The sequence below is a fragment of the Halobacillus sp. B29 genome (assembly GCF_052246755.1).
In the GTDB taxonomy this organism is placed as follows: Bacteria; Bacillota; Bacilli; order Bacillales; family Halobacillaceae; genus Halobacillus; species Halobacillus halophilus.
The window spans coordinates 136,671-162,828 of record NZ_JBQQCM010000011.1 but is presented as its reverse complement, the minus strand read 5'-3'; the positions used below and the strand labels follow the sequence as shown (position 1 = coordinate 162,828).

Below are 26,158 nucleotides of genomic sequence, written 5' to 3'. Positions count from 1 at the left end.
TCTTCATAGTAAGCTAGCTCCTTCCGTAATGTAGCTCTGATAGGGTTTGGGTTTCTTACTTATTCCTTACCCGATTAACCTACGAATTTACGTGTAAGGAGCTAGTTTTTCGTTCATGATAACTCAGTCTTCGACTTCCGGGGTCTCACCGATCATGTTTATCCCGCAGGAGTCTTCATCATCCCCCTCCGGACCTTGCTGAAATGAGAGGCTCGAAACATTGGCAAAAATCAATTGGATAGGAAAGATAAAATCATGCCATGAGTTCCTGTTTTCTCTAAATTTTGATAGAAAAGGTCTGATACCACTGGATTTAGAAAGGATTAAGTCCAACACCTGCCCTTCTAAAGAAGGGTCCGTTCACAAAATTATAGTTGGGTTGGTGGGGAAATGGCGAGACTCCCATGGGAGAAGGGACTAGGTGTGATCCCGCAGAGAGTGAAACGAACGAGGAAGCTCACCGTTCCCCCATAGGAAAGCGAGTTATTTACCCACCAACCCTCTTCCACATAGAGTAACGGACCCAAACTATCTCGAAACTGAGTCTTACAGAAAAGGGAGTTTATCTGTAAGACTCAATTTTGTAACTCATAAGAAATAAAGGCACTAATTCAAGGTATTCTTTTAAAGCAATTCATTAATTATGATCAATACGTAATAAGAAAGGGGCGCACCAATCTGCGCCCCTTTCTTATTACGTTAACTTCTGTTTGACATAAACCTGGATAAAGGCAACGCTAAAGGCACTTCCTCCAATCCATACGATCAGCAGCCCCAAAAGGTTCCACTGAATAATAAACAGCACCCCAAATACAAACGTTTGAAACAGCATAATCTGACGCAGCCATTCCAGTAATGCTCCCTGCTTCCACTCTTTTTTAATCGGATATAAATCGAGCCATATGTTCGTACGGTGGTGATTCCAAAGCGTCATCATCTGAAAAGCACTCAAATACAAAAATAAAATGGCAAAGGCAATTTTCACCCATATATTCGGTACGAACCAGATCGCAAGTCCGCCAATAGCCAACAAACGAAGATACATTCCTAGATAATCACTACTCCGGATAAACGTAATCCGGTAAAGATACGTAAAGGTGCGGCTTTGTTTGTACGTAACCGGTTGAAGCAATACCCGGACGAGCGAATGACGCTTCTTCACAGTATTTTTCAGATGCGGTACATCGATAAACATGTTCGCAATGCGGTAAAACGTCCTCATTCTCTGTTGGTCTTTTTCAACCAGTAGATCCCAGGCGAGCCCGGCTTTTTTCCTCGAAAGGCTGTATGTGTACAGCACCAGTACAGCTAGCAGAATCGTTACGATACTTGCAAACAGCCATTCTCCTTGAGAAAGGAAATAAAAGATCATGATGTTCAAGGCGATCTTTACAACTTGATCAGTATTCCGCATCCTCGCATTTCTTTCTTTCAGCATCCACCAGTTGGAAAGCATGTTCCATATTTTGATAACAAAGAGGACCGCGATCATCATGAGGTAATGACGGCTTCCAAGATCAGGAAAGGAGGCGAAATAAAGTGGTCCAAGGGCTGCTGCCACAAGAAGAACTGTGTAAATCTGCACGATGAAGCTGTAATATAGACTTCTCTTAAAATACGTATCCAGCTGATATTCAGCTGGCATCAGGAACACCAGGTCCGGTTCTTTCAGGAGAGTCCGTACGGGACTATAGCTTGCAATCAACCCAAAAGCAATCCCCACTATCCATGCGGTCGGAAATGACGCTGGAAGATCAGCCAGCCATTGCTGATAATAATAAGCAAGAGCCGCTAGAAAAAAGAATAATGCTATACCAATGTGTTCGTTAAAGATGTACTTTAAGTAGCGGCTTGTCTCTTTCAAATGTTCCGAAACCCTGCGATTCCAAAGCTCTTTGGCATTAATCATGATCGTCTTCCTTTGTCAGTTGAACGTATATTTCATCTAGAGATGCACGCGGGCGCTTAAAGGATTGCCTCAATTCCTCCAGTGTCCCCATCGCTCGGATTTTTCCATCGTGCAGAATAATGAAGCGATCGCAGTATTTTTCAGCGGTAGCCAGAATATGTGTCGACATAAGCACACCGGCTCCTTTGTCTTTCATATCCTCCATCAGTTGTAAATAAGACTGGATTCCGAGAGGGTCAAGACCCACGAATGGTTCATCGACAATATATAGTTCCGGCTCAATTAAAAAGGCACACATGATCATTACTTTTTGTCGCATCCCTTTGGAAAAATGAACGGGAAACCACTTAAGCTTCTTCTCCATTCGAAACTCTTTGAGCAATGGATCCAGACGTTTCTTAAACAAGTCTTCCGGTACGTTGTAAGCCATAGCTGTTAACTCAAGATGTTCAAATAACGTCAATTCATCATACAGAATCGGCATTTCGGGTATGTAGCCAAGCTGCTGGCGGTATTCTTCGGGGTTTTTCTCGAATGATGTTCCATTAATGGAAACTTCTCCATCCTTCGCCTGCATCATGCCAATGATGTGTTTAATCGTTGTACTTTTCCCCGCTCCATTTAATCCAATTAGTCCAACAATTTCACCAGCCTGTACTTGAAACGAAATTCCGTGCAGTACATTTTTATGGGTATAACCTCCGTGAAGGTTATTCACTTGAAGTAACGAACTCAACTTGATCCCTCATTTCATAAGCATACATTCTTATCAAATTCTACCACAATTCCTTCATAACTTGCATAGACGAAGAAAGGATGCTGAGCGTCGAGGTGACCGCTGCTTTTGTGATACAATAGAACAAAAGTTAAAGGAGTGTTGGATATGTCTGAAGCACAAGATTGTATTTTCTGCAAAATCCTGGATGGAGATATTCCATCAGCCAAAGTTTATGAGGATGAAGACGTTTATGCGTTTCTTGATATCAGTCAAGTGACGAAAGGCCACACGCTGGTAATTCCTAAGCAGCATTCCAAAGACATTTATCATACGCACCCGGATGTGGCTGAGAAATTATTTTCCCGCATTCCAAAGATTGCGAATGCCATTAAAGAAACCTACGACCCGATTGGGATGAATGTCTTGAATAATAACGAAGCCCCGGCTGGTCAATCTGTTTATCACTTACATATCCACCTGCTGCCGAGATACGGAGATCAAGATGGATTTGAAGCCAAATGGGAAACACATGCCGAAGACTATGCCCCGGAAGATTTACAAAGTATTGCCGGAGAAATCAACCAGAATATTCCTAAATAACGGTGCGATGCTTTGATTTTTCAACATTCGTTTTGGTATAATACAGCTATGCATTCGCAAGCGGCCACGAGGGCACGTTTGGATTGTAAATTAAAAAGAGACTAGTTTAGTTGAGGAGAGATGTACAAATGAATACTCGAGTGTTAGTCATGCTATCTTTATTTGTTGGAATTGGAGCAGTTCTGCACGCAATTGTGCCCCCGTTCTTCCTGGGAATGAGGCCGGATATGATGCTTGCCATGATGTTCTTAGGTATTTTATTATTCCCTAAGCTTCCGTATGTGCTTATCTTATCAATTGCTACCGGTTTTATTTCCGCATTAACTACGACGGTTCCGGGAGGTCAGTTAGCGAATTTAATTGATAAACCTGTAACAGGCTTACTCGTGTTTGGAATTGTCTTACTGATTCGTCCTTTACGCCATTCCAAGTGGGGCGCACCTGCATTGGCAGCTGTGGGGACCGTAATCAGCGGGACTATCTTTTTAAGCCTTGTACTGTATGTTATCGGTTTAATGCAAGCAAGTTTTTCTGTCATGTTCCTAACAGTTGTTTTACCAACAGCTGCCTTGAATCTCGCGTTCATGGCGATTATATATCCAATTGCTGTTTCCATTTTAAGAAGATCCAGCATAAATGAAGTTCTCCCCGTTTCTTCCCCTTCCATTTCCAAAGGGAACTGAAGGGTTATTGGAAAGAATTATAAGAAGTTAAAGGCACTGCATCAGATGTAGTGCCTTCTGTTTACTATCACCAAAGAAATCACTTTCAGGTTATCTTCATCGTACTCTATTTTTTATTTATTATTTTATGTTTGGTTCATTCATTATAAGAGAAAATAATAAAGCAGGAGATAGGAAAGGAGATTTTTTATGCCAAATGCAAAATCCTTAACTTTAGGTATCATCGTAGGCGGGATCGCAGGAGCTGCTTATACACTGCTCAGTGCCCCTTCATCTGGACGTGAATTTAGAGAAGGCGCCCGCTTAAAAAGCGAAAGTCTAAAAAACACCGTACTAAGTCTGCGGGAAGATGGCATGCAGTTGAAGGATCAGATTGCTCAGACTTCCAAAGAGGGAGCTGATTTGATCAAAGAACTATCTGAAGATGTAAAAACATCTATTGAAAGCTGGAAAAAAACCGTAGAGCCTCACCAAAAAAACATCCAGAAATACTTAGAACAAATTGAAGAAAGTCTAAAGGAATTGGAAGAAAAGGCAAAAGCCGAGCAGGGAAATGACGTGGAGGATGGGAATCCTCCCAATGATGAAGTGAATAACCATTAAAAAAAACCGGAAGGCGATTTCCCGCCTTCCGGTTTTTCATTATTCAGCTGCTTTTAAATCTTCAATGGAGTCAACTTCCATATACTTCGGAACAACCAATCCAACTTTGGCACCTTCTAGATTCGCACCAAGGTCTTCCAGGTTATCCTTATGCTGTTCATAAAGGTCACCGTGTGTTGCTGGAAGCCAGGCTGCTACCATTCCGGTCACTTCTCCTTCTGAAACAGATTCCCACATTGGCCCATTGTCAAGCGGCGTAATGGTCACATTAAAACCTTGCTGTTTCATAACTTCTGCCACAACGTTCGTAGAAGCAATTTCTGAATCCCAGTTTACAAACACAAGTTCAACTTCTGTGCCATCTACTTCTTCTGTACCTTCTGTCCAAGAACTTACAGCTTCCTGGTTATTCTCGATCCAGTTTTTCGCTGCCTCGGCAGGTTCAGCACCATCATTGATTTCAAGCATAACCTCTTCCATATCAGCGGCTGTCCAATTAAACTGATCTAGAATTTTGTAAGCATTTGGTTTTTCTTCTTTCAATCCTTTACGTACCATAGTTTTAATTTGCTCTTCTCCACCGAAGACTTCTTTAGGATCTTCAAGATACTTCAAATCATATTTAGCGAATTTCCAGTGCGGTGTCCAGCCTGTTACGATGATAGGTTCTTCATTCTCAACGGCCTGTCCTAAGGCTGTAGCCATAGCACCTGAAGAGGAGGTAGAAACTTCCCACCCGGCCAGGTTTTCATATTCTTCTACAGCACTTTGAGCAGCCTTAACAACACCTGCTCCAGCCTCGATGCCTGTAATTTCATAACTCAATTCTTCTCCGTAGTTCACTTCTTCTGAAGTAGACTCTCCACCTTCATTGCTGTCGCCACTTGTTCCTTCAGAACCTTCATCAGACGATCCACAACCTGCTGCTACAAGAGTCAACGAAAGACCAGCTGCTACACTAAGACGTTTCCAATCAAATTTAAACATGTTATTTGCTCCTTTTTTATTTATTAGATGAGGACTGGTCTTCCAGCCCTCATTTAAAACCATTATTCACCACGCTGAGTGTTCAAATTCTGCGTAAAGCGGTCAATAATAATAGCCAGAATTACAATTCCAAGACCGGCCACAAAACCTGTTCCCACATCAGCACGCTGCAGTCCGGTAATAACCGTCTGCCCCAGACCTTTGGCACCGATCATGGAAGCAATAACTACCATGGATAACGCAAGCATAACGGTCTGGTTAATTCCTGCCATAATGGTTTTCTTAGCCATTGGCAATTGAACTTTAAACAATTTCTGAGTATTGGTCGTTCCAAAAGAGTCGGAAGCTTCAATTAGCTCGTGAGACACCTGACGAATCCCAAGATTGGTAAAACGGACTGTAGGCGGTGTAGCGAAAATAACGGATGCAGCCACCCCTGGAACCATTCCGATACTAAAGAAGGCTACAGCCGGGATTAGATATACGAAAGCCGGCATCGTCTGCATAAAGTCCAGAATAGGCGTTAAGATTTTCTCAACAGTCCTGCTCTTGGCCATCCATATTCCAAAAGGGACACCAATAATGACCGAGATCAAACTGGCGAAAATAACAAGCGTAAATGTATTCATCAATTCTTCCCAAAGCTCCTGGTTGGAAATGAACCACAGGCCTACAACCGAGAATGCGGTCAAGCCCAGTTTCTTACCAGAGATAAAGAAAGCAATAACACCTACAACAATAATAAATAACCAAATCGGAATACTCATCAGCCAGTCTTCAGCAAACATTTCAATAAAGTCACCAAAATCATTTTTTATAAAATCGAATAAAGGCTCAAATGTATCGGTAACCCACTCCGTAAAAGAGGATACCCATTCGGCCACAGGTATTTTAGGAATCATTTCCATTTAGATTCACCTCATTTCCAGCTAGTGCAGCAATTACTGCTCCTCGAACAATAATACCTTGCAACCTGTCATTCTCAACTACGGCGACAGGAACCGGTGCGTCATGAATCAGATTAAAGATTTCCGACATGGACGTATCTTTTTCTACTTTCAGAATATCTGTACGCATAATTCCTTTCAGATTCTTCTGCTCATTTTTAACAGCTTCTGCTACATCATCAGCCATCACGTAACCATGCAGTTTACGTTTTGCATCCGTAACATAAATACTAGAAAGACCTTCCTTGCGCATACGCTCAAGCGCAGTCCTTGGTCCATGCTTCTCAATATCAACCGTTTCAGGCCGCTTCATAATGTGTTCCGCTGTTAATACTTTGGAACGATCTACGTCCTCTACGAACTTTTCTACATAATCGTTCGCCGGGTTAACAAGAATTTCTTCCGGCGTACCGATTTGTACAATTTTACCGTCTTTCATCAAGGCAATTCGATCTCCAATGCGGAGCGCCTCGTCCAAATCGTGCGTAATAAACAGAATGGTTTTCTGCATCGATTCCTGCAGTTCAAGCAGCTCATCCTGCATTTCTTTTCTAATTAATGGGTCTAAAGCTGAAAAAGCTTCGTCCATAAGCAGAATTTCTGGATCGTTTGCTAGAGCACGGGCAAGTCCCACACGCTGCTGCATTCCGCCGGATAGCTGGGAAGGGAATTGGTTAATGTATCCGCCAAGTCCTACCATTTCTAATGACTCGCGTGCTTTTTTCTTTCTTTCTTCCTTATCGATGCCCTGGACTTCTAGACCAAACTCAGCATTTTCAAGGATTGTTCGGTGCGGAAATAAAGCGAAGCGCTGGAAAACCATGCTTAATTTTTGACGGCGGACTTCCCGAAGACTTTTACTATCCATTTTGGCCAAGTCCTGTCCATCAATATATACACTTCCCTCTGTTGGTTCAATTAGTCGATTGACTAACCGAACAAGCGTGGATTTACCACTTCCGGATAATCCCATAATGACGAAGATTTCTCCCTCTTCAACATTAAAGGAAGCCCGGTTGACCCCTACGGTATTTCCGGTTTTCTCCAGAATGTCATCCTTGGATAAACCTTCATCCAAATACTTGGTGGCTTTCTTAGCCTGCTTACCGAAGATTTTGGATAAATTCTCTACTTGAATAATCGGCACGTCTATCACCTCTAGTTTTTATTATTATGGTACGTTTTTCTCGATATTTTATCCGCACTCATCTTTCCACCTTATAACTGTAACCTATTTGTAATAAATAGTTCAAACTATAAATTCATTTATTTTAGTTTAAAAATTACGTACAGTATAAACTTTACAGAATGATTTCGGATATTTATTTTAAATTGCTTCTAAATACTCCATTTTACTTACTCATAGTTAATTTTCATTTTTATCCAAATAATAGTAATGTAAGTATAGCAATGATTTGAAGGAGGATCTTATGGTATTAAAAGATCATCAATCGCTAGAAGATATTCATACAAAAGTCATAACTGAATTCTCTAAAACCTTAGAAATGTTTGGTTTAACACCTGCTGAAGCGAGATTATTCGTTACGATCTATATTCATCCTCATCCTATGACCCTCGATGAAATGAGTCAGGCTCTCGGAAAGAGCAAAACCTCCATGAGTACAGGTGTTCGTTCCTTGATAGATCAGGGGCTGGTGAACCGTGTATGGAAAAAAGGAGTTCGAAAAGACTTATTTCAAGCTAATAAAAGCATCTATAAAAATTTCATGTCTTCCTATATTAGTAAATGGCAGACGGCAGCCAATGAACAGGAAACGAATTTAAAAAAAGTAGAAAATCAGCTGAAAAACAAGTATCGTGAGTTCTCCAGTGAGAAACAGATGGAAGAAGCTGATCTTTTATATCAAAAGCTGGAACAAATGATTGGATTTCATGAAAATATATTGAAATCATTCCATAAATTGGACCTCAAATAAGCTTTTTTTGTTATGAGCCACTAAACAGGACGGAAAATATTCAGATTGTTTTACAAAAATAGTATTCTTGCGCATTATCACTTTCAATATGTCAATAAACCTGTCACAATAGATGTAACCTAAACGTAAAGAAGGTGAGATGTATGAAGGAAAAAATTTCCAAGCGAGAAGCTATTTTTTATAGTCATAAAATGGCCCAATTATCCAAGGCGCTTTGGAAAGCCATCGAAAAAGATTGGCAAGAATGGACAAAGCCTTTTCAGCTCAACATCAATGAACACCATATCCTATGGATTGCCTATCATTTGAAAGGGGCCAGCATCTCTGAAATTTCCAAGTTTGGAGTCATGCATGTCTCTACAGCGTTTAACTTCTCAAAGAAACTAGAAAAACGCGGTCTCCTTCAATTTTCTAAACGTGAAAACGATAAAAGAAATACGTATATAGAACTTACAGATGATGGCAACGAGCTTCTTGAGGCTACGTTAAGCGACTATAATCCAGAAGATAATTCTGTTCTTCGCGGTTCACTTCCAATGACAGAAATGTACGGTAAATTACCGGAATTTCTAGACTTATCCGCCCTCATAAAGGAAATTTACGGGGAAGAATATATGGAAATTCTTGAACGTTCCTTAGAAAACATTGAAGATGAAGCTTCTGTTCAAGAAGAACCTCCTGATCTCGAAGACTTTAAAAATCAATCGAAATCTTCCTAATGTTTTCCCTTCCTTGAAGTCACTACTTCAGGAAGGGATTTTTTGTGTGTGGTGAAATTTTCAAAAACTTTTTTCTTCTTTCCTAAGAAGGAGTCTCTTTTTACAGGCCCCGCGGCAGTGCGCCTCCCCCTTTAGACTTCCTTCCCCTCCCAAACCTCCTGTCACTATGCCTTTCCTATCCTGTTACTTAATTTTTCACAATTTTCCTACTTTATTCTTTCATATATCTATAATCCTCTTCAGGTTCAGCCCCACCATGGCGGTTTATAGAGCAATTATTTTTTTTACGAAAAACCTATTGCTTTTTCCTTGTAAAGGTACTATTATTCCAAATGTGCAAGTCAAATAAGAACGCATTACAAATACTAATTTTCTATAAATATTCGTAACTTACTCACACCAATTTCTGCAGTAAAGGGGGATTCTATGATGAATTGCTGGAAATCAGTGAACATCAATAAAGAATTCGGTCTCAATCGTGTTTATCTGATGTCATTTTTAACAGGACTACTGTCCTTTTTGATATTATATCTGCCATTTTCCATGCTGCATGGCACGCATGATATGAAAGATCATGGCTTTCTGCCATTAATCGTTATTTTATTCTTTTTGCCAGCTTTGCATCGGCTAATGCATATCTTACCTTTAGTACTGCTTTACAAGCGTTTCAGTGTAAAATTTAAATTCAGAAGAAGAATGCTGCCGACGTTCACTTACCAATGCAAATCTAAACTTTCAAAACAGACTTCTATGATGATGGCCTTAGCGCCGACTTTCTTTATTACGATTCCAACACTCATCATGAGCTGTGTATTCCCTAATTACTTTGCTTATTTGGTAATCTTTGCAGCGGTCAATATTGGATTATCATTTCCTGACTTTCTATATTTAAACTATTTTGCAAGAGCACCTAGAAAATGTGTAATCGAAAACGCTAAAGATGGCTACGATATTTTAATTCGTCAAAGAGAAGCGTAACCTTTGCTATGAAGCAGCTTGCACCCCTGTGTAACAGCTGCTTTTTATTTTTCACGCCTTTCTTCTGTTCAATTACTGGAAATTTTGATAGAGTAGTTTCATAGGGAATAAAGGAGGTACATCGTCATGGCATTCGGATTCATCTTGTATGCGCTCGTTATTTTATTCGTATTCAATTCACTCACTCATTCCTTATGCTTGAAAACAAAGATGTCGAATGAAAAGCAAACTCGCGTATTCCGGACTATCAATGTCCTCATTACGATATTACTCATATCTTCATATGTAGAAGTGCTTATAACACTTTAAACAGACAGGCCCGGTTGCCCATACAGCCCGGCCTGTTTTTTAGATTCTGCCGGCCGTAATCAGCCTGTCACAAATTTTTAATGAAGAATATGGCAGTCGCTAGTCATTCTGTGTTATATTTACTCATGGGTTGTTAAGAATACCTCTACGTCAACAATAATAAAATGTTTTATAGGAGTGTACGTGAAATGAAGAAAATAGTAATTACAGCGGCTCTTGCGGCTAGCGTATTCACTTTATCTGCCTGCTCTTCCAATGCGGATGAATCAGAAACCGTAGTAGAAACGAGCGGTGGAAACGTAACAAAAGAAGAATTTTACCAGGAATTGAAAAGCAAGAATGGTGAACAAGTGCTCCAGCAGCTTGTGATGAAAGAAGTTCTTGCCGAAAAATATGAAGTATCCGATGAAGCTGTGAACCAGGAACTTGAATCATTAAAAGAACAATATGGTGACCAGTTTGAAATGGTTCTGCAACAAAGCGGATTTTCCAGTGAAGAACAATTTAAAGAAACCATTCGATTCAGTTTGCTTCAGGAAAAAGCTGCTGCTGAGGATGTAGAGATTTCAGAAGAAGAAATGAAACAGTATTATGAACGCATGAAGACCGAAGTACAAGCGAGCCACATTTTAGTCTCAGATGAAGAAACGGCGAAAGAAGTAAAACAGCAGCTTGAAGATGGCGGCTCATTTGCGGAACTTGCCAAAGAATATTCCTCTGACGGATCTGCTCAGCAAGGTGGCGAACTCGGATGGTTCGGACCTGGCAAGATGGCTCCGGAATTTGAAGCAGCAGCTTATGAGCTTGAAAAAGGTGAAGTAAGCGAACCAGTAAAAACACAGTTCGGCTTCCATATTATTAAAGTGACCGACAAACGTGACGCTGAAGATGTGAAGCCATACGAAGAAGCTAAAGAAGAAATCAAACGTACACTAGTCAGCCAAAAAGTAGATCAGGCCAAACTACAAGAAAAAATGAATACCATGATGCAGGAAGCTGAAATTGATGTGAAGCTTGATGAGTACAAGGATCTGTTTAAACAGCAGGCAGAACCTGCCCAAGCTGAAAACGGCTCTTCAGAGGAGAACAGTTCTTCTGAAGAATAAATCATTCTGCAACGAAAAAATCCCTGATGTTTATAAACATCAGGGATTTTTTATATGATTAACTTACATCATCACTTTTCTGTGTTGATTGCGTCTTTCTTTTTCTTCTTCCATACGGGTTAAATAAACTTGTCCTTCTTGCTCAATATGCTGCTGTTCCAGATGATGTTCCGCTCGCATTGCCCGCAGTGCCATATAACCACTTACAAATATAAACACAATACAAAAGAAGACCCAAATTGGAATTCCGAACAACATGGTTGTTTCCTCCCTATACCATTTGTATCCATTCTATGAGAAGCGTTCGAAAAATATGAACAAGCTTAGAGTTTCACCTCTATTTATTCTATTAAACTTTCAGGATAAGCCTAATTATTCTACTTATCTTCAAAGGAAGGTTTATAAAAAGCACGCTGTTCCATGGGATAAATCTTCTCGGTGAACTCCCCCGGAGCTGTTTTTTTCAAAGCTCTGTCCAGCATATTCATTCTCGCGTCCAGCATATCAATGTGATGTAAAAGCTCGGCTTCTCTAATTAAAGGCGGCCTTGGACTACCCCATTCGCCTTTTCCGTGATGGGAGAGGATCATATGCTGCAGCACCGTGACTTCTTCCCCTTCAATCTGCAAATCATTAGCGACGATACGGACCTCTTCTGCCATAAGCGAGATATGACCAATTAATTTTCCTTCCGTGGTATAAGACGGGGCCACGGCATTGGAGAATTCCTTTATTTTGCCGAGATCATGCAGAATAATTCCAGCGTACAGCAAATCTTTATCAATATCTGGATAGAGCTTACTCATTTCCTTCGCTATGTTCAGCATGCTGACAATATGATGGGCGAGTCCCGATACATATTCATGATGGTTTCTGACAGCTGCCGGATAACTGAGCAGATCCTCCTGGTACTGTTTTACAAACTGGCGTGTGATGCGCTGAAAATTGGCATTTTTCATTTCAAAGATGGCTTCTGTAATCCGCTCCATCAACTCTTCCTTCTCCACAGGTGCTTTTTCAATAAAATCGTTGTGAAAGACACCGTCTGTCGGCTGGGAGGGACGAATACTGTGGATTTTCAGTTGAGGTTTATTGCGAAACTGCCCTACTTCCCCGGTCACCTTCACTAGTTCTCCCTGCTGGAATACCCTCTCATCTTCCGAGCTTGCTTCCCAGAGTTTGGCATCAATTTCGCCGGTCTGATCTTTAAGTAGGAGGGTTAAGAATGGCTTGCCATTGCTGGCTACTCCTTTTACTGCCGTTTTTATCAATAGAAAGTAATCAAATGAATCCCCGATTTGATAGTGTGCTATTCCCTTTTTCAATCCTCCCACTTCCTTTCTTTTTTATTTTACAAGTTATCATTAACATCGATATTTCTTAAAGAGATAGTTTCACTAAAGGGCCGGTTACTTGAAGACTCAGTTTCGAGATATTTTATGAGAGGAAAGGTCCTCCGGGGGACGATTCGCTTTCCGTGGGCATGTGCTGAGCCTCCTCAGGCTACGCCTTCCGGGGTCTCACCGATCATGTTTATCCCGCAGGAGTCTTCATCGTCCCCCTCCAGACCTTGCCAAATCAGACGCTCGAAACCACTTCAAACATCACCTGCATAATGAAGTATTAGACCATGTACTTAGGATATAACGACCCACACAGCCCGTCATGATAGCATTCCCTACAGATTACAGAGGAGAACCATTCTCTTCTGGAAGGGGCCGTTCGCAACATTATAGTTGGGGTGGTGGGGAAATGATGAGACTCCCATGGGAGAAGGGACTAGGTGAGATCCCACAGGGAGTGAAACGAGCGAGGAAGCTCACCGTTCCCCCATAGGAAAGCGAGTTATTTCCCCACTAGCCCTTGTCCATCTAACGTAAAGGACCCATTTATCTCGAAACTGAGTCTTCAAGTAATGGGAGCTTATCTTTAATAGTCAAGGCGAAGGTTGAATAGAGCCTATAACAAAGAAGCTGGACCCTTTCCCTCAGCATGTGATTGTTAGCTAATGGAATGATAGGCCAGCTTCTGTCTGTTCTTTATTTCTTTTTTTCCCGCTGATCAATCTTTGGAACATATTTAAAAATTTCACCGGATTCCACCACATGAATAAATTTAATTAACCAGCGGTAATAATCCTGGGCATATTCCAGTCTGAAAATGTCCTGATCAATTTTCTCCTGAAGTTCCTGATCATCTGTGTTCTCTTTCAATTCTCTCAATTCTTCAAGAGCTTCATCAGCTTCTTCAATATTGGTTTCAGTATGGTGTTTCCACCGGCTGCTGAATAAAGAGGTAAATGACTTGTACCAATCTTCTTCTGATTTATACAAGTCTTTGCGTACCCCTTTTTTAAAAGACGGTTCCACCATCTTCATATCCGAAAGGGCCCGGACACCAGTGGACATACTGGTCTTGCTCATTGCCAGAGCTTCCCTCATGTCATCCAGGGTCATAGGCTCCTCCGCAAAATATAAAACCCCGTATAAACGGCCGATTGAAGGAGTGATCCCGTACAAAGTCATGTTTTTAGCAATCACTTGTATGAACTGTTCGATTGTCTCTTCGTATTTATTCCATTCTTCGTTGTGTGTGTTTGGCAATGGAAACCCTCCATTTGCTATTTCCTCTTTATAATCTTAAAACATTTTATCACTAATGCCAGTACTTTGCGACCTTATTCCCTATTTTACTAAAGTTTATGCTCCTCTACCTTTTGGAAACTGCTGGCGAGGTCGCTTCTCCATGTAAAAAGAATAGTCTGGTGGTCATTAGACATCTCTTCTATGATCTCCAGCATGACGGGGAGCCGCTGCTGGTCAAAATGTACGAACGCATCATCTAAAAGGAATGGAAGTCGGACAGTTTCGGCCATTATCTTTCCTAAGCTTAAGCGTAAGGATACATATAACTGGTCCCTCGTCCCCCGGGAAAGCTCAAACACCTCATAAACCTTACCTTCATAGTCTTCTATCCTTAACGCTTCACGATCCTCAAGCAGGTGTACAGCTAGATATTTGCCGCTAGTCAAACGGGAAAAATACTTTCCTGCCTGCTCTAGAACTTGAGGTAAGTAGGTTTGTTTGTACTTTTCTTTTGTTTTGTGAACCACATGTCCGGCGAGCTGGTATTTAGCCCATTCAATGGCGAGGTCTTTTAGCTTCGACCGTTCCGCTTCGTAATGGTGAACTAGCTCAGAATATTGCCCGGAACTTTCTAAAGTCCTCAATTTGCTTTTCGTATCGGCCACCTGCTGCTGCAACTCCCTCTGCTCCTTCTCTTTATCCTGCATCTTTTCTTTGGTTGCATTCCATTGCATCTGTAACTTGGATTCATCGGGAGGATGCTGCCAGACAGCAAATTGTTTCTGGTCTTTTTCAGACAGAAGCCGGTGGATCTGCTGAATAAGTGAATGGCGTCGAGCATTTTGTTCATTTAAAGTTTCGGTCTGCTTTAGTCGAAGGTAAAATGCTTCTTCTGAGGGAACCCCAGCTTGATTGAATAGAGCCTGACGCTTTTCATAGTAGACATCAAGTTTAGCGTTGATTTCTTTCAGCTGTTGTTCTGTCTGGGAGATTTGTTCGTTTACGGATGACAGTTCTTTTTGAAGCTGCTGATGCTGGTTCGCCCAGCTTCTCAGGCTGCTCCAGATCGCAAGTGCCTCTTTGGATTCCGTTTCCCAATTCAGACGCTCATAAAACCTTTTCAAGTCATGAAGAACACGATGTGTCCATTCCTCATGTTCCTTAATGGATTGTTCCAGCTTTTCAATTTCCGACCACTTCTGCTTAGCCTGCGTTAGCCAGTGATATAATTTCTCCCAATGATCAATAGATAGAGATGTTAAAAATGGATAGAGGGTTTCTTGTTCCCGTATGCCAGCTTCAAGCCTTTTTGTCCGCTGATTCAGGTGTCTCTTTCTTTCTTCCAGACGTATTTCCTCCTGTCTGACGTTTCGCTCCTGATCTTCCAAATGAGCACGTTCAGCTTTATCTTTTTCATGCTCAGACAACTTTTGCTGAATTTCCGATACGGAATGGACAGGTGCGGAAGGATGCTCTTTTACTGGTACTACCTTCTGCAAAGATCGATGGCTCCAAAAAGCGCAAAAAGCCGTTATTCCGCTCATAAGAGTAGCTATGAGACCAATTACCATAAGGGAGGAAAGCAGGGCGATCGTCCATCCGGCTGTAAACAAGATCATAGTAAATAGAATCCACATCAGCCGATATACTTTCAATAACTGTGCCGGTGTCTCATCATGAGAAGAAGCTCCAGTCTGACCGTGCATAGTCAACTGCTCTGTATAGCTTCTCACTTTGTCTTCATCCATCATCTTTTGTGCCAGGGATTCCTTACGTTTCTGAATGGAATGCTTCTCCACTTTCAGCTCAGATTCCCATTCATCCAGGCGTGCCTCTTCCTGATCAATCGTTCTCGCTTCCTGTTTTAAGCTGCTCCATGTTTCTTCTATATAAAAAGGAAAAGAATAATCATTCCACTCATCGTCTTGAATGGGAACATGCATCTGCTTACGATCGTACTCTATTTTCTCCTGAAGCTCAGCTTTCCTCTCTTTCCATTGCTCTATTTCATGAGAGGCACGTTCAAAGCCTGCTTGTTTTTCTAGAAGAGATTCCGCTTCCTTCCATTCCTCTTCTGAAACAAGTTGCTGCTTAATACCCTGCTGCCTGGATATCCATTCCTCCTGCTTCGTCTTCGTTACCTGTTTTTCACTTTCCAATGGAAGAATGGCTTCTTTAACCTGCTGATAGCGCTCACGGCCTTCTTCCGGAAATGATCCCCCCCCCTCACCCTCCTTCATTTCGGCTTTCAGTTGATGGAATTCAAGTACAAGCGGGAGTGCTTTAATCATTTGTTCTAAACTGTACTGATCGTTTCTTCTATCTGAGATCTCTTCACTCGCTTCCTTCACCTGTTCAGTCCATTTTATGAAGTCTGATTTCAATTCCTGATAAGAGCCTTCTTCTTTTTCTGCCATAGCCTGTTTCCGATATAGATCCTCAACAACTTGAAGCTGCTGATTAACTTCCGGCTTTCTGCCTTTTGGTTTAAAAAGATCCTGACTCATTTTATCCAGCCACTTTTCCGTCTGATAAATCTGTTCAGAGCCAGTCAACCCTATATTTAAAAGCACTTCCCCAATCTCACTGCCTCTTAATTGGTTCAGGTTTGTTAAATCTTCGGCATTAAAACTATAAATGGAATCGTAAACATCCCGGTTCATTCTGCCAAGCTGGTACTTAAGCCACTCTTCTCCTTCTTCCCTGCCGTCCTGCATATGGCAGACTACTTTGCCGTTCTCTTTTTCATGCAGCCGTTCAATCCCTACCTCCCCGTACTCGCGTGTAGAAACAATCAACTTTCCACCTACCGACCCCCCGCTTTTAGGACGGTAAAATTCACGTTCCTTTGGCGGGAGACCAAAGAGGATAAAGAGAATAAAATGATACAGCGTTGACTTGCCAGCTTCATTCTGGCCGGTTATGAGAGTAACCTGCTCGTTCTCAAGCTTTATGGAATGGTCCTTCCATTTTCCAAATCCGTAAATATGGATCTCTTTAATTTTCATGAATGCTCACCCTCTTTTGTTAACAGCTGATTCAGTATGAGCGTTTTTGCTGCCTCAATGATTTCCTGCTTTTCTTCGACGGAAAGTGTCTCTAAGAATCTGGAAGCTTTCCGGTGGCGAAATAAAGAGGACAGGCAATTTTCTAACTCTTCCTCTTCCAGCCCCTCAATTTCTCTAAGCAGCTCACCGGTAAAATGCTGACCTTTCCTAAGGTCTTCTTCATCCAGGAGAGGATTATCTTCAATACGGACGCGATCGATCCACACCCAATGATCTTCTTCTCCTTCATCTTCATTCAAGAGCTCTATCCAATCTTCAAGCAGTCCCTCAGACTGCCACTTCTTAAGTCGCCCATGCGTAGAAGTGAGGATAACTTCCAACATGACGCCCCCATCATTTCGCTGTACCAATGATTTGGCTTCATCCAGGACCCTTTCAAGCTCCTGAGGCGTATCCAGATGCTCACCAGAAAGAGATATGGTTTCATACACAAAACTTTGCAAAGACAGAAATGTTTTTTTCCATTCTCCGTTATCATAATCAATCAGGTAACAGCCTTTTTCACCCGACTCCTTCCTTGAACGACCTTGAATATTTCCTGGATAGACAATAGGCGGATCTTCCGATAAGAACTGACGCTTATGGATATGACCAAGAGCCCAATAATCCATCTGCTTCTCGTACAATTCTTCCAAACGGAACGGGGCATACACGTCATGTTCGGTATTTGTATCGAGACTTCCATGAAGCATGGCAATATGCAGAGGAGCCCCTCCTTTACGACTGTACTCATTCACCTTACGATCTATGACCTTCTTCTCCACGTAACTGAAGCCATATAGATTGGCTAGTGCCTCTCCCTTTTTCTTATATGTAAAAGCTTCTACATCCTGGGAGGTGAATATATGTACATTTCCTGGAAAATCAATGGGGTAATGAGTCCCTTGTAAAAAATCATGGTTACCATAACTGACATACACCTCAACAGCATGATCGGCCAGCCGCTCAAAGCCTTTTCTCAAGTGTATTTGAGCTTTCAAGCTTCTCATTTCCTCATTGAACAAATCACCGACGATTAGAACGAAATCTACCTGATACCGGATAGCAGCATCAATAAGCCGGTCAAAAGCTTCGAAGGTACTCATTCTTAAACGTTCCAACAGCGCTTTAGATACATGGCTTTTACTTTTAAACAAACTGTCCAGATGCAAATCTGCCGCATGAATAAATCGCAGCTTTTCTGGCATAGCCCCACCCCTTTCTTTTCTATTGTTTTCTTTTATTTTAACAAAGGTGTATTTCGAATGCACGTTCGCCTTTTTAAGATTCTGTTTCATTTAGGTGCCGCTTTTACAGTTCACCTGCCTATTTCGTAACAAAAAGAGAGATATTTGTAATGTGAATCTTCTTTTCCAACGTTCAACGTACCCTGCATAATGCTAGTAGTGAACCGCTTTATCCTGCCCAGAAGTGTATGGCTAGCGAAGGAAATAGAAAAACCGCGCTCCCAGTTTGGAAACGCGGATTAATTCTATTTTTCCTTTTTAGAAAGCTGCAAAGCTGTTTTCAAATCCTTCAATGATGAAGACTTCCCATACATCAGTACTCCGCCACGATAAATGCGCGCTCCCAGGAAGGCAAGAAGAGCAATGGAACCAATTAATATTCCGATTGAAAGCAGCACTTCCCATATCGGTATATCGAGCATCCCCACACGCAAGAACATGGTCAGAGGAGCAAAGAATGGAAAGTAGGAACTGATGGTAATAAAAGCAGCATCCGGCTGCGCAAGGCCATACATGGAAATAAGAAATGCAGCAATAACAAGCATCATCATAGGGGCTACGATTTGCTGGGCATCTTCAAGCCGGCTTACGAGCGAACCCAGTGTGGCTGCGAGCGTTGCATACAGCAAATAACCCAGAACAAAGAATACGAGGGCATATACAACAGTTAACGGATCTACATTCGTCAAACCGAATGATTCAAGCAATGACCCGCTTCCGGAGTTTTTACTTTGCTGGATTCCTAAATAACCCACCAGGATAAAAATCCCGTACTGTGTTAACCCAACCAGAGCAATGCCGATAATCTTGGCAAACATCTGATTTACAGGAGATACACTCGAAATCAGGATTTCCATAACCCGGCTGGATTTTTCAGTCGCTACTTCAGTTGAAATCATATTGCCATACATCATCACAGCAAAATACATAAAGAACAGCATAACATAGACGAGACCTCGTGTCTGATTCAGCTCCTCCGCCGTTTTCGCACTTTCTTCAAGTGCGTTTAATTCAAAGGCAACAGGAGCAGAAATCTGTTGAAGGACTTCATCATTCACGTTCGCTCTTTCTGTAATAATTTGAACTTTAAGCTGCTGGAGAGCCTGCCTGATCGGTTCACTCGTTCCTGTATTGGCAACCTGGTTGGCATAATAATCAGCTTGAGGCAGACCATTCTCTGCTTCTTCAAGAACCGTAACGGATTGAAACTCTCCCGCTTCCACACTCTCTTTTGCCTCTTCCAGACTTCCGCTGTAGGCTTCAACAGCCACTTCCTGATTTGCCCCCATTTGCTGCTTAATGGATTCAATCCATTCTTCGTTCTCAGCAATCATGGCAACCGTCTTCTCTTCCTCATCACTACTAAAAGAATTGATAATTTGCTGTAAATTTGTTAGTCCAAAAATAATAAGCACTGTAATGATCGTGGTAATTAGAAATGATTTTGACTTCACCCGGTTTCTATAGGTGTGCCCCATCATAATGAAGAACTTATTCATAGGAAGCCCCCACCTTCTCAATAAAGATATCGTTCAATGTCGGCTCTTCCAGGTCAAACGTGCGCACAAAGCCTTTTCCTTGCAGTTCTCGAAAAACTTCCTGTGAAATGTTTTCTGATTCCACTTCCAGCTCACAGCCGTCCTGCACAGGCTTATATTTGGTAACCCCTCTAATTTGCTTCAGGTAAGCTGTGTCGAAGTCTGCATGTACCCGAATATTTTTCTTGCCAAAGGAACGCTTAATATCTTTCAAACGTCCACGAACCACCGGTGTTCCGTGATGAAGTATACATAGATACTCGCAGAGTTCTTCCACATGCTCCATCCGGTGAGAAGAAAAAACAATGGAGGTTCCCGCCTCTTTCAAGTCCACGACCGCTTTCTTCAACATTTCCACATTTACTGGATCAAGGCCTGAGAAAGGCTCATCCAATATGAGCAATTTAGGTTTATGTAACACAGCTGAGATAAATTGAATCTTTTGCTGGTTCCCCTTGGACAGCTCTTCCACTTTTTTATTTTTATATTCAGGTACTTTAAATCGATCCAGCCAATAGTCTAGTTCTTTTACTGTATCCGATTTATTCATCCCTCTTAGTTTAGCTAAGTAAATAAGTTGTTCCTGTACTTTTAATTTCGGATACAGCCCTCTTTCCTCTGGTAAGTAACCAATTAAATGGCTTTGGTCATATCCGATCGATCCCTCGTTCCAGGAGATGGATCCTTTTGTTTGATCCAGAAGCCCCAGAATCATACGAAAGGTCGTAGTTTTCCCTGCTCCGTTAGCCCCTAAAAAGCCAAAAATCTGTTTTTCAGGAATCTCCAGCGATAAATCATCGACCGCTGTAAACGATCCGAATTTCTTGGTTACATTCTCTAGTCGTAAAGTCATCCTCTGCACCCCTTTCCTTCTAATTCTACTACGAAAAGACTACAGTTAAGTTTCATTTATTTAAAAAATTTTCTGGAAGGCAGGAATTTCATTCATCAATAGCCAATGTAAAATAATGAACACTTATTCAGTTCAAGGAGGAAACAGTTGTGAAGACGTATTTTTTAACCGTATTTAAGAGTGATGGTACGAACGTTCTGGATGAGACATTCCAGGCGGAGAATGATAATGAAGCAAAAACAATTGGGCGGGAAAGATTAGCTGAGGAAGGGTACAGTGAACAGACTCATCGCTGTGTTGCACCTGAAGGGCACCTGGTTCTGTTTCACCGATAACGATTTTAGCCCTACTGGATTAAGCCTGTAATGACCTTAACGATCTCACGAAAAAAAGCCGCGCAGATAAGCGCGGCTTTTTTTACTCTCCTTTAAAATGAGGCAGTCTTTTTTCTTTGAAAGCTTTTACACCCTCATGGTGATCATGAGTCTGCTTCATATCCCACTGGGCTTTTCGTTCCTTTGAAAGATAAAGCATTAATTGATCAAGTCCATACTGATGATAAATCTCCTTCGTCGCGATCATGGACTTTAACGGACGCCTGCTCCATTTTTTAGCCAGTTCATGAGCTTCTTCCTGCACAGACCCGTTCACCACGATATCCACCAGCTTGTGGTCATAGGCCTCTTTCGCTCTCATCTGTTCTCCTTTCCAGGCAAATTGCTTCGCCTGGTGAGTCCCTAGACGCTGCTGGAGCCAAAAATGTGCCCCTCCGTCTGGAATAAGTCCAATGCCAATGAAATTCATTGAAATCGTGGCATCCGGCTCCGCTACCACGTAATCCGCTGCAAGTGCAATGCTTAATCCAAGTCCTACGGCAGGACCGTGAATAGCCGAAACCACGATTTTCGGCATGGTATAGATGGATGACACAATCGTTTCGATATGATTCATTACCTCGTCATATTGCTTTGCATCACTAACTGTGTCCATCATGCTAAGATCTCCGCCAGCGCAGAAGCCATCTCCTTTTCCGGAAAGGACGACTACCTGGCCATCATATTCTTTCACCTGTTGGATCGCTTCAGCGAATTCTTTCAGCATTTCTGCATCCAGGGCATTATATTTTTCACCACGGGCTATCTTTAAATGGACGACATTGTCTATTTCTTCAATAAGGAAATGTTTCATTCTCAAACCCCTTTATAATAATTCTCTATATTCTATTTCTCCATTTGTAAGAATTTTCCCTGCACGAACCGACATAAAACTAGCGATAGAGACACAAGTTTTTTGGAGACCTCTATCTCCTGGTCTTATTGATGAACCACCAATAAAAAGAAAAAAAGCCACCCTCGAGGAGGATGACTTTCCTTATTATTGCTGTGGCTCTTCCGGGTTTCCGTAAAGCTCTTCCAGCGGTTTAGTGATGATTTTACTAACATCATTGATAACCGTGTTCAAGCGCTGCTCTTCTTCCATCAGTTTAGAAATCTGAGGGTGCTGCTGAACAAGTTCAACAACTTTACGAGCTTCTTCTACTTCTTCTTCAGAAATCTCTTCGCCTTGCATTTGTTTCTGTTGAAGAGTTACTTGTGTCTGACGGAAATCTTCAAACATTTTTTTAGCAGCTTCATCGTTCATTACTGCTTCATAAGCTTCTTTCAAGCTTGTGAATTCCTCACTGTTTCTAATTGCTTTTTCAAGATCATACGCGTGATCATAGATATTAGACATAAATTAAAAGCCTCCTAAATGGTTTCGTTCTTTGACTCCTACCCCACTATAACAAACTGAAGATGTGATGTATAGGAATCCCTATTTATCCGAGAAATAAAACAATTAAACCCTGCAGCAATCCAATCAGACCGCCAAGCAACGCCCCTAGATAGGTAATCATTTTGAATTCCCGCCTGGAGATTCCAAGAACCATTTCCTCCAGCCGATCAACCTGAAAAGCTTCCACTTCTTCCTGGACAATTTCTGAAAGGTGCATGGATTCCATCATACTTTCCATCTTGCCAGATAATAGTACGCTCGCTTTCTTAACAAGAAGCGGCACGAATTCCTGAAGAATCTTACTCTGATAAGGTTTTGACCATTCAGCTACCGTTTTTTCCATCCATTCTTCAAGCGGAAGTGCTTTCGCGACGGCTTGTCCTAATGTATGGCCAACAGCGTCTCGACCGATCTTATCCTCGTAAAATCCAACAGGCTGATTCATAGCGCGCTGAAGTTCAGACTGAAGCATGCCTCTCAGCCAGTAAGTCATTTCTCTATCTGAAACGTAACGAATAATGGCAGGATAGATTCGTTCGGTAATGCCATCCGGACCCATAAAAGACGAAATCATATTTCCAAGAAACCCTTGGTTATCAAGATAATTATCAATTAGTGCAGTTACTTTATATCTGCCTTCCGGACTTTGAAAATACAATGTAACCTGTTCTTGAATATGGTCAGCAAGCTGATCCGCCCCCACCTCAATTTTTTCTTTCCATTCGTGGGAGAGGAGATTTTCTAAGGTTTCATCCCGGTAGTTATCCATTACAGAATGATACCGGTTCTCCACCCAACTGGAAATCGACTGCTCAAGATGGATCGTATTCATATCCAGGTCAAGTTCCTCCAGCATCTCTTTAAGAGTGGCCGGATGATTAAGTATTTTCTCAATTTCTTCCTGAGCCCATTCCGTCATTTGGGTTTGGAAAGCAGGCCGTTCCAGCTTACGACGCAGACCTTCTGCTGTCAGTAAATGCTCGACCACCATTCGCCCCAGTTGTCTCGCGAGTTCTTTCTGTCTTTTTGGAATTAACCCGGGGGTGAAAGGCAGGCGAAAATTCTTAATATACAACGCACGATACGGTCGAAAAAGCATCTTTATAGCAAGGGAATTGGTCAATCCTCCAATTAACGCACCGATTCCTATCATCATTAACACGAGCAATACAGGATTCATGGGTACAACCTCTCTTTATTTAATCTCACCCAAGTATAAGACATTTCAGGGGTTGTGCCAATTTTTATGTAAAAAAACCGCCGTTTTTCGTTTCCTTTCATTCTTTACGTTGCTAAATCCCTTTATTGCTCTTAAAGTAAAGCTCCCGTTTCTTGAAGACTTGATTTCGAGACTTTTTTGAGAATTTGGTCCTGCGGGGGACGATTTCGCTTTTCGCGGGCATGTGCTGAGCTCCCTCGGACCTAACAGCCCTGCGGGATCTCACCGATCATGTTCATCCCGCAGAAGTCTTCATCGTCCCCCTCCGGACCTTGCTATATATGGAGCTCGAAATCTCTGCTCGAAACGCGCCGTTTTATGATGGAGATAAACTTCTAACAATAAGCGTGTACGTGTAGATCATTCCCGCTATAGAAGCATTTAAGGCGGATCAAGAACTCCTCTATCGTCTATAGAAGGGTCCGTTCACTCTTCCATCATAGGGTGGCGGAGGAAACGACGAGACTCCCTCGGGAGAAGGCGCTAGGCGAGACCCCACAGGGAGTGAAGCGACCGAGGAGGCTTGCCAGTTCCCCGCAGGAAAGCGAGTTGTTTCCGCAGCCATCCCTTCTCTATATTAAGTAACGGACGCAAAATATCTCGAAACTGAGTCTTCCGCAATCCGGCCTTTTTCTTAAATAAGCCTCTTATAAGAATCAACTAGTATTTAACAGAACTTAATTGTTGATGTGCATAGTTCCGCTTATAAGAAATATGAAAATCCAAAGGTCATCGTGTGAAACCTTCATGGTTCTATTCATTACGGGACAAACTATTACAGGGAGGTGAATAACGTGAAGAAAAGCGAAAACAATCGAGTTCCTGAAGGAAAAGATAAGTATGAACTGGATGTCGATCGCATGATCAACGAAGGAATGGCCGGAGGAACTGTGAAACCCGTGCATGGATATGAGCAACTTGGCGAAGTACACGAAATTCCTGAGCAGCCCAAAAGAGATCCACAGCGTTAACAATCACAAAGATGAAAAAAGCCGGTGATGCTTCGCACATCTCCGGCTTTGTGTTATCTGCTTTTTACAATCATTTGTACAGCTTCATTAATTAAATCCTCTGCAGATTCGCCTTCTTCATGGGCTTCCCTAATGCAGCCTTCCAGGTTCTTTGCTACAATATATCCGATTGCACGATCCATAGCTGAACGGGCAGCTGACAATTGAGTTATGACATCCTTACAATCTTTATCTTCATCCATCATTTTCAATACGCCTCTAACTTGTCCTTCAATCCGTTTCAGACGGTTTTTTGTTTCCTGACCATATAAGTTACTGTCTTTCACTTGTTCCATAGAGAAACGACTCCCTTCTGTACCTATAAATAGGATCTATACCATAACCCCAGTTGCGGGATGCTGATTTTAAGTTTATTGTGCAATGTACTACTATAATAGTAAAGAATCTATAAAAAAGGAAGATATTCATGCCCATTATTGCCGAGCTTAAAACGATCTACCCTTCATTAATTATATCAGATCCTGAAGAAACCGACCATTCCGACGCCTATGCTTGGTATTTGACCCCTTCGATGGACACCATCGGTATTCTTAAAGAGGAAACGGAGGCACGCGATACTGAACTGCTTTCCGTTTTTCTCACTCCAGCGCCAGTGGGTCTTCCGACAGAAACGGAACGGGAGACGGCCTGGAATGACTTCTTAAAAGGGAGTCAGGATCAACTGCCGATTCAGTGGCCAATTCAATACCGATTTGTGTTCTTTTCAATAGCGAACCTTCCTGAAGATAAAGAATCCTTTCAAGAAGCGTTCCAATCTCTTTTTCCGAGAAGAATGCCAATTATATGGGAAACAAACGGAGAAGGATTTATTATTGAAGAAATTCATGAAAAGAACCAGGAGCCATTATCCTTCCAGGGCATTGTCGATGTACTGATGAGCGATTTTTATACCAATATTCAGTTCTATATCAGCGAATTCTCAGACGATATACCTTCCTCTCCATCCATCTATAAGTGGGCGGACTATTGTCATACGATTGCCATGAAATACCGAATTGGTGTAGCTGTCACCTACAAGGAAGTCATGCCTTATCTATTTATTGAAGCTATTCCTGAGCACCAATGGGAACATATTCATCGTTCTATCTTTCAGGATATTAAAAAGGATAAAGACCTGCTTCAGACTATTAAAGTTTTTCTTCAATCAGGCTCAAATGCGACCCTGGCAGCTAAAACCCTGTACATGCACCGCAACAGCCTTCAATACCGGGTAGATAAATTTATTGAGAGAACCGGTATAGATGTAAAACAATTTGAAGGAGCCATGATTACGTATCTTGCCTTGCTCACTCTGGATCAATAACAAAGTGCACAAAGATGAATGACGAATCTTTGTGCACTTTGTCCATTTACCCATTTTTCAGAA

General features: G+C 41.8%; 27 protein-coding genes. 11 read left to right on the top strand and 16 right to left on the bottom strand.

The features are described from left to right. Positions 1 to 694: 694 nt before the first annotated feature. A complete protein-coding gene (locus ACTWP7_RS14900; RefSeq protein ID WP_443123859.1) occupies positions 695 to 1,909 on the bottom strand; it encodes an ABC transporter permease in 1,215 nt (404 codons plus the stop codon). Then, positions 1,902 to 2,645: an ABC transporter ATP-binding protein gene (locus tag ACTWP7_RS14895; RefSeq protein ID WP_014642469.1), complete on the bottom strand. Its 744-nt coding sequence runs from the start codon at positions 2,643 to 2,645 to the stop codon at positions 1,902 to 1,904. The genes ACTWP7_RS14900 and ACTWP7_RS14895 overlap by 8 nt, the downstream gene beginning before the upstream one ends. 147 nt (positions 2,646 to 2,792) lie before the next feature. Between ACTWP7_RS14895 and ACTWP7_RS14890 the strand changes: the two genes are divergently transcribed. From ACTWP7_RS14890 to ACTWP7_RS14880, 3 genes are all read left to right on the top strand, one after another. Continuing rightward, positions 2,793 to 3,227, top strand: coding sequence for an HIT family protein (locus tag ACTWP7_RS14890; RefSeq protein WP_443123858.1), 435 nt, complete (start codon positions 2,793 to 2,795; stop codon positions 3,225 to 3,227). A gap of 128 nt (positions 3,228 to 3,355) precedes the next feature. Next, positions 3,356 to 3,910, top strand: a complete 555-nt coding sequence (locus ACTWP7_RS14885) for a tryptophan transporter (RefSeq protein ID WP_443123857.1) — start codon at positions 3,356 to 3,358, stop codon at positions 3,908 to 3,910. A 189-nt stretch (positions 3,911 to 4,099) separates the two neighbouring features. Continuing rightward, on the top strand, positions 4,100 to 4,513 hold the full coding sequence (locus ACTWP7_RS14880; RefSeq protein WP_443123856.1) for a YtxH domain-containing protein: 414 nt from the start codon (positions 4,100 to 4,102) through the stop codon (positions 4,511 to 4,513). Between the two features lie 39 nt (positions 4,514 to 4,552). Here the strand turns inward: ACTWP7_RS14880 and ACTWP7_RS14875 are convergent, their stop codons facing one another. The 3 genes from ACTWP7_RS14875 to proV all read right to left on the bottom strand — a co-directional run bounded on the left by ACTWP7_RS14875 (position 4,553) and on the right by proV (position 7,594). Further along, a complete protein-coding gene (locus ACTWP7_RS14875) occupies positions 4,553 to 5,500 on the bottom strand; it encodes a glycine betaine ABC transporter substrate-binding protein (RefSeq protein ID WP_443123855.1) in 948 nt (315 codons plus the stop codon). Between the two features lie 62 nt (positions 5,501 to 5,562). Continuing rightward, the gene (locus tag ACTWP7_RS14870) at positions 5,563 to 6,408 is read right to left on the bottom strand and encodes an ABC transporter permease (RefSeq protein WP_443123854.1); all 846 of its coding nucleotides are present in this window, start codon (positions 6,406 to 6,408) and stop codon (positions 5,563 to 5,565) included. Then, positions 6,392 to 7,594, bottom strand: coding sequence for a glycine betaine/L-proline ABC transporter ATP-binding protein ProV (gene proV, locus ACTWP7_RS14865; RefSeq protein WP_443123853.1), 1,203 nt, complete (start codon positions 7,592 to 7,594; stop codon positions 6,392 to 6,394). Before proV ends, ACTWP7_RS14870 begins: the two co-directional genes overlap by 17 nt. A gap of 283 nt (positions 7,595 to 7,877) precedes the next feature. Here proV and ACTWP7_RS14860 point away from each other — a divergent pair, with 283 nt between their 5' ends. From ACTWP7_RS14860 to ACTWP7_RS14840, 5 genes are all read left to right on the top strand, one after another. Further along, positions 7,878 to 8,384: a GbsR/MarR family transcriptional regulator gene (locus ACTWP7_RS14860; RefSeq protein WP_443123852.1), complete on the top strand. Its 507-nt coding sequence runs from the start codon at positions 7,878 to 7,880 to the stop codon at positions 8,382 to 8,384. A gap of 143 nt (positions 8,385 to 8,527) precedes the next feature. Beyond that, positions 8,528 to 9,103 carry an HTH-type transcriptional regulator Hpr gene (locus ACTWP7_RS14855; protein WP_443123851.1) on the top strand — a complete coding sequence of 192 codons (576 nt, stop codon included), beginning with the start codon at positions 8,528 to 8,530 and terminating at the stop codon, positions 9,101 to 9,103. A 429-nt stretch (positions 9,104 to 9,532) separates the two neighbouring features. After that, positions 9,533 to 10,081: a DUF3267 domain-containing protein gene (locus ACTWP7_RS14850; RefSeq protein WP_223254261.1), complete on the top strand. Its 549-nt coding sequence runs from the start codon at positions 9,533 to 9,535 to the stop codon at positions 10,079 to 10,081. A 126-nt stretch (positions 10,082 to 10,207) separates the two neighbouring features. Further along, a complete protein-coding gene (locus ACTWP7_RS14845; protein WP_041601224.1) occupies positions 10,208 to 10,390 on the top strand; it encodes a hypothetical protein in 183 nt (60 codons plus the stop codon). A gap of 188 nt (positions 10,391 to 10,578) precedes the next feature. Further along, positions 10,579 to 11,496, top strand: coding sequence for a peptidylprolyl isomerase (locus ACTWP7_RS14840; protein WP_443123850.1), 918 nt, complete (start codon positions 10,579 to 10,581; stop codon positions 11,494 to 11,496). Between the two features lie 63 nt (positions 11,497 to 11,559). Here ACTWP7_RS14840 and ACTWP7_RS14835 read toward each other — a convergent pair whose 3' ends face one another. The 7 genes from ACTWP7_RS14835 to ACTWP7_RS14805 all read right to left on the bottom strand — a co-directional run bounded on the left by ACTWP7_RS14835 (position 11,560) and on the right by ACTWP7_RS14805 (position 20,766). Then, positions 11,560 to 11,754, bottom strand: coding sequence for a sporulation YhaL family protein (locus ACTWP7_RS14835; protein WP_443123849.1), 195 nt, complete (start codon positions 11,752 to 11,754; stop codon positions 11,560 to 11,562). Positions 11,755 to 11,873: 119 nt separating this feature from the next. Beyond that, positions 11,874 to 12,821 (bottom strand): 3'-5' exoribonuclease YhaM, encoded by a 948-nt coding sequence (yhaM, locus tag ACTWP7_RS14830; protein WP_014642456.1) that lies wholly within the window; start codon positions 12,819 to 12,821, stop codon positions 11,874 to 11,876. Positions 12,822 to 13,535: 714 nt separating this feature from the next. Further along, positions 13,536 to 14,099, bottom strand: a complete 564-nt coding sequence (locus tag ACTWP7_RS14825) for a GbsR/MarR family transcriptional regulator (protein ID WP_443123848.1) — start codon at positions 14,097 to 14,099, stop codon at positions 13,536 to 13,538. Positions 14,100 to 14,188: 89 nt separating this feature from the next. Further along, complete coding sequence (locus ACTWP7_RS14820) at positions 14,189 to 17,089, bottom strand: AAA family ATPase (RefSeq protein ID WP_443123847.1); 2,901 nt, start codon at positions 17,087 to 17,089, stop codon at positions 14,189 to 14,191. Further along, on the bottom strand, positions 17,086 to 18,336 hold the full coding sequence (locus tag ACTWP7_RS14815) for a metallophosphoesterase family protein (protein WP_443123846.1): 1,251 nt from the start codon (positions 18,334 to 18,336) through the stop codon (positions 17,086 to 17,088). Before ACTWP7_RS14815 ends, ACTWP7_RS14820 begins: the two co-directional genes overlap by 4 nt. Before the next feature lie 284 nt (positions 18,337 to 18,620). After that, positions 18,621 to 19,874, bottom strand: a complete 1,254-nt coding sequence (locus tag ACTWP7_RS14810; RefSeq protein WP_443123845.1) for an ABC transporter permease — start codon at positions 19,872 to 19,874, stop codon at positions 18,621 to 18,623. After that, complete coding sequence (locus ACTWP7_RS14805; RefSeq protein WP_443123844.1) at positions 19,867 to 20,766, bottom strand: ABC transporter ATP-binding protein; 900 nt, start codon at positions 20,764 to 20,766, stop codon at positions 19,867 to 19,869. Before ACTWP7_RS14805 ends, ACTWP7_RS14810 begins: the two co-directional genes overlap by 8 nt. Before the next feature lie 149 nt (positions 20,767 to 20,915). On the opposite strand from ACTWP7_RS14805, the gene ACTWP7_RS14800 reads away from it, so the two are divergent. After that, positions 20,916 to 21,101: a YhzD family protein gene (locus tag ACTWP7_RS14800; protein WP_014642450.1), complete on the top strand. Its 186-nt coding sequence runs from the start codon at positions 20,916 to 20,918 to the stop codon at positions 21,099 to 21,101. Positions 21,102 to 21,183: 82 nt separating this feature from the next. Here the strand turns inward: ACTWP7_RS14800 and ACTWP7_RS14795 are convergent, their stop codons facing one another. The 3 genes from ACTWP7_RS14795 to ACTWP7_RS14785 all read right to left on the bottom strand — a co-directional run bounded on the left by ACTWP7_RS14795 (position 21,184) and on the right by ACTWP7_RS14785 (position 23,722). Then, entirely contained in the window at positions 21,184 to 21,954 is a 771-nt protein-coding gene (locus tag ACTWP7_RS14795; protein ID WP_443123843.1) for an enoyl-CoA hydratase, read from the bottom strand. A 186-nt stretch (positions 21,955 to 22,140) separates the two neighbouring features. Continuing rightward, positions 22,141 to 22,500, bottom strand: coding sequence for a YlbF family regulator (locus ACTWP7_RS14790; protein ID WP_014642448.1), 360 nt, complete (start codon positions 22,498 to 22,500; stop codon positions 22,141 to 22,143). An 85-nt stretch (positions 22,501 to 22,585) separates the two neighbouring features. Next, entirely contained in the window at positions 22,586 to 23,722 is a 1,137-nt protein-coding gene (locus ACTWP7_RS14785; protein ID WP_443123842.1) for a DUF445 domain-containing protein, read from the bottom strand. 833 nt (positions 23,723 to 24,555) lie between these two features. Here ACTWP7_RS14785 and ACTWP7_RS14780 point away from each other — a divergent pair. After that, the gene (locus ACTWP7_RS14780) at positions 24,556 to 24,732 is read left to right on the top strand and encodes a hypothetical protein (protein WP_443123841.1); all 177 of its coding nucleotides are present in this window, start codon (positions 24,556 to 24,558) and stop codon (positions 24,730 to 24,732) included. 53 nt (positions 24,733 to 24,785) lie between these two features. Here ACTWP7_RS14780 and ACTWP7_RS14775 read toward each other — a convergent pair whose 3' ends face one another. Next, positions 24,786 to 25,067: a metal-sensitive transcriptional regulator gene (locus ACTWP7_RS14775; protein WP_041601223.1), complete on the bottom strand. Its 282-nt coding sequence runs from the start codon at positions 25,065 to 25,067 to the stop codon at positions 24,786 to 24,788. A gap of 131 nt (positions 25,068 to 25,198) precedes the next feature. On the opposite strand from ACTWP7_RS14775, the gene ACTWP7_RS14770 reads away from it, so the two are divergent. Continuing rightward, entirely contained in the window at positions 25,199 to 26,095 is an 897-nt protein-coding gene (locus tag ACTWP7_RS14770) for a PucR family transcriptional regulator (RefSeq protein WP_443123840.1), read from the top strand. Positions 26,096 to 26,158 lie beyond the last annotated feature (63 nt).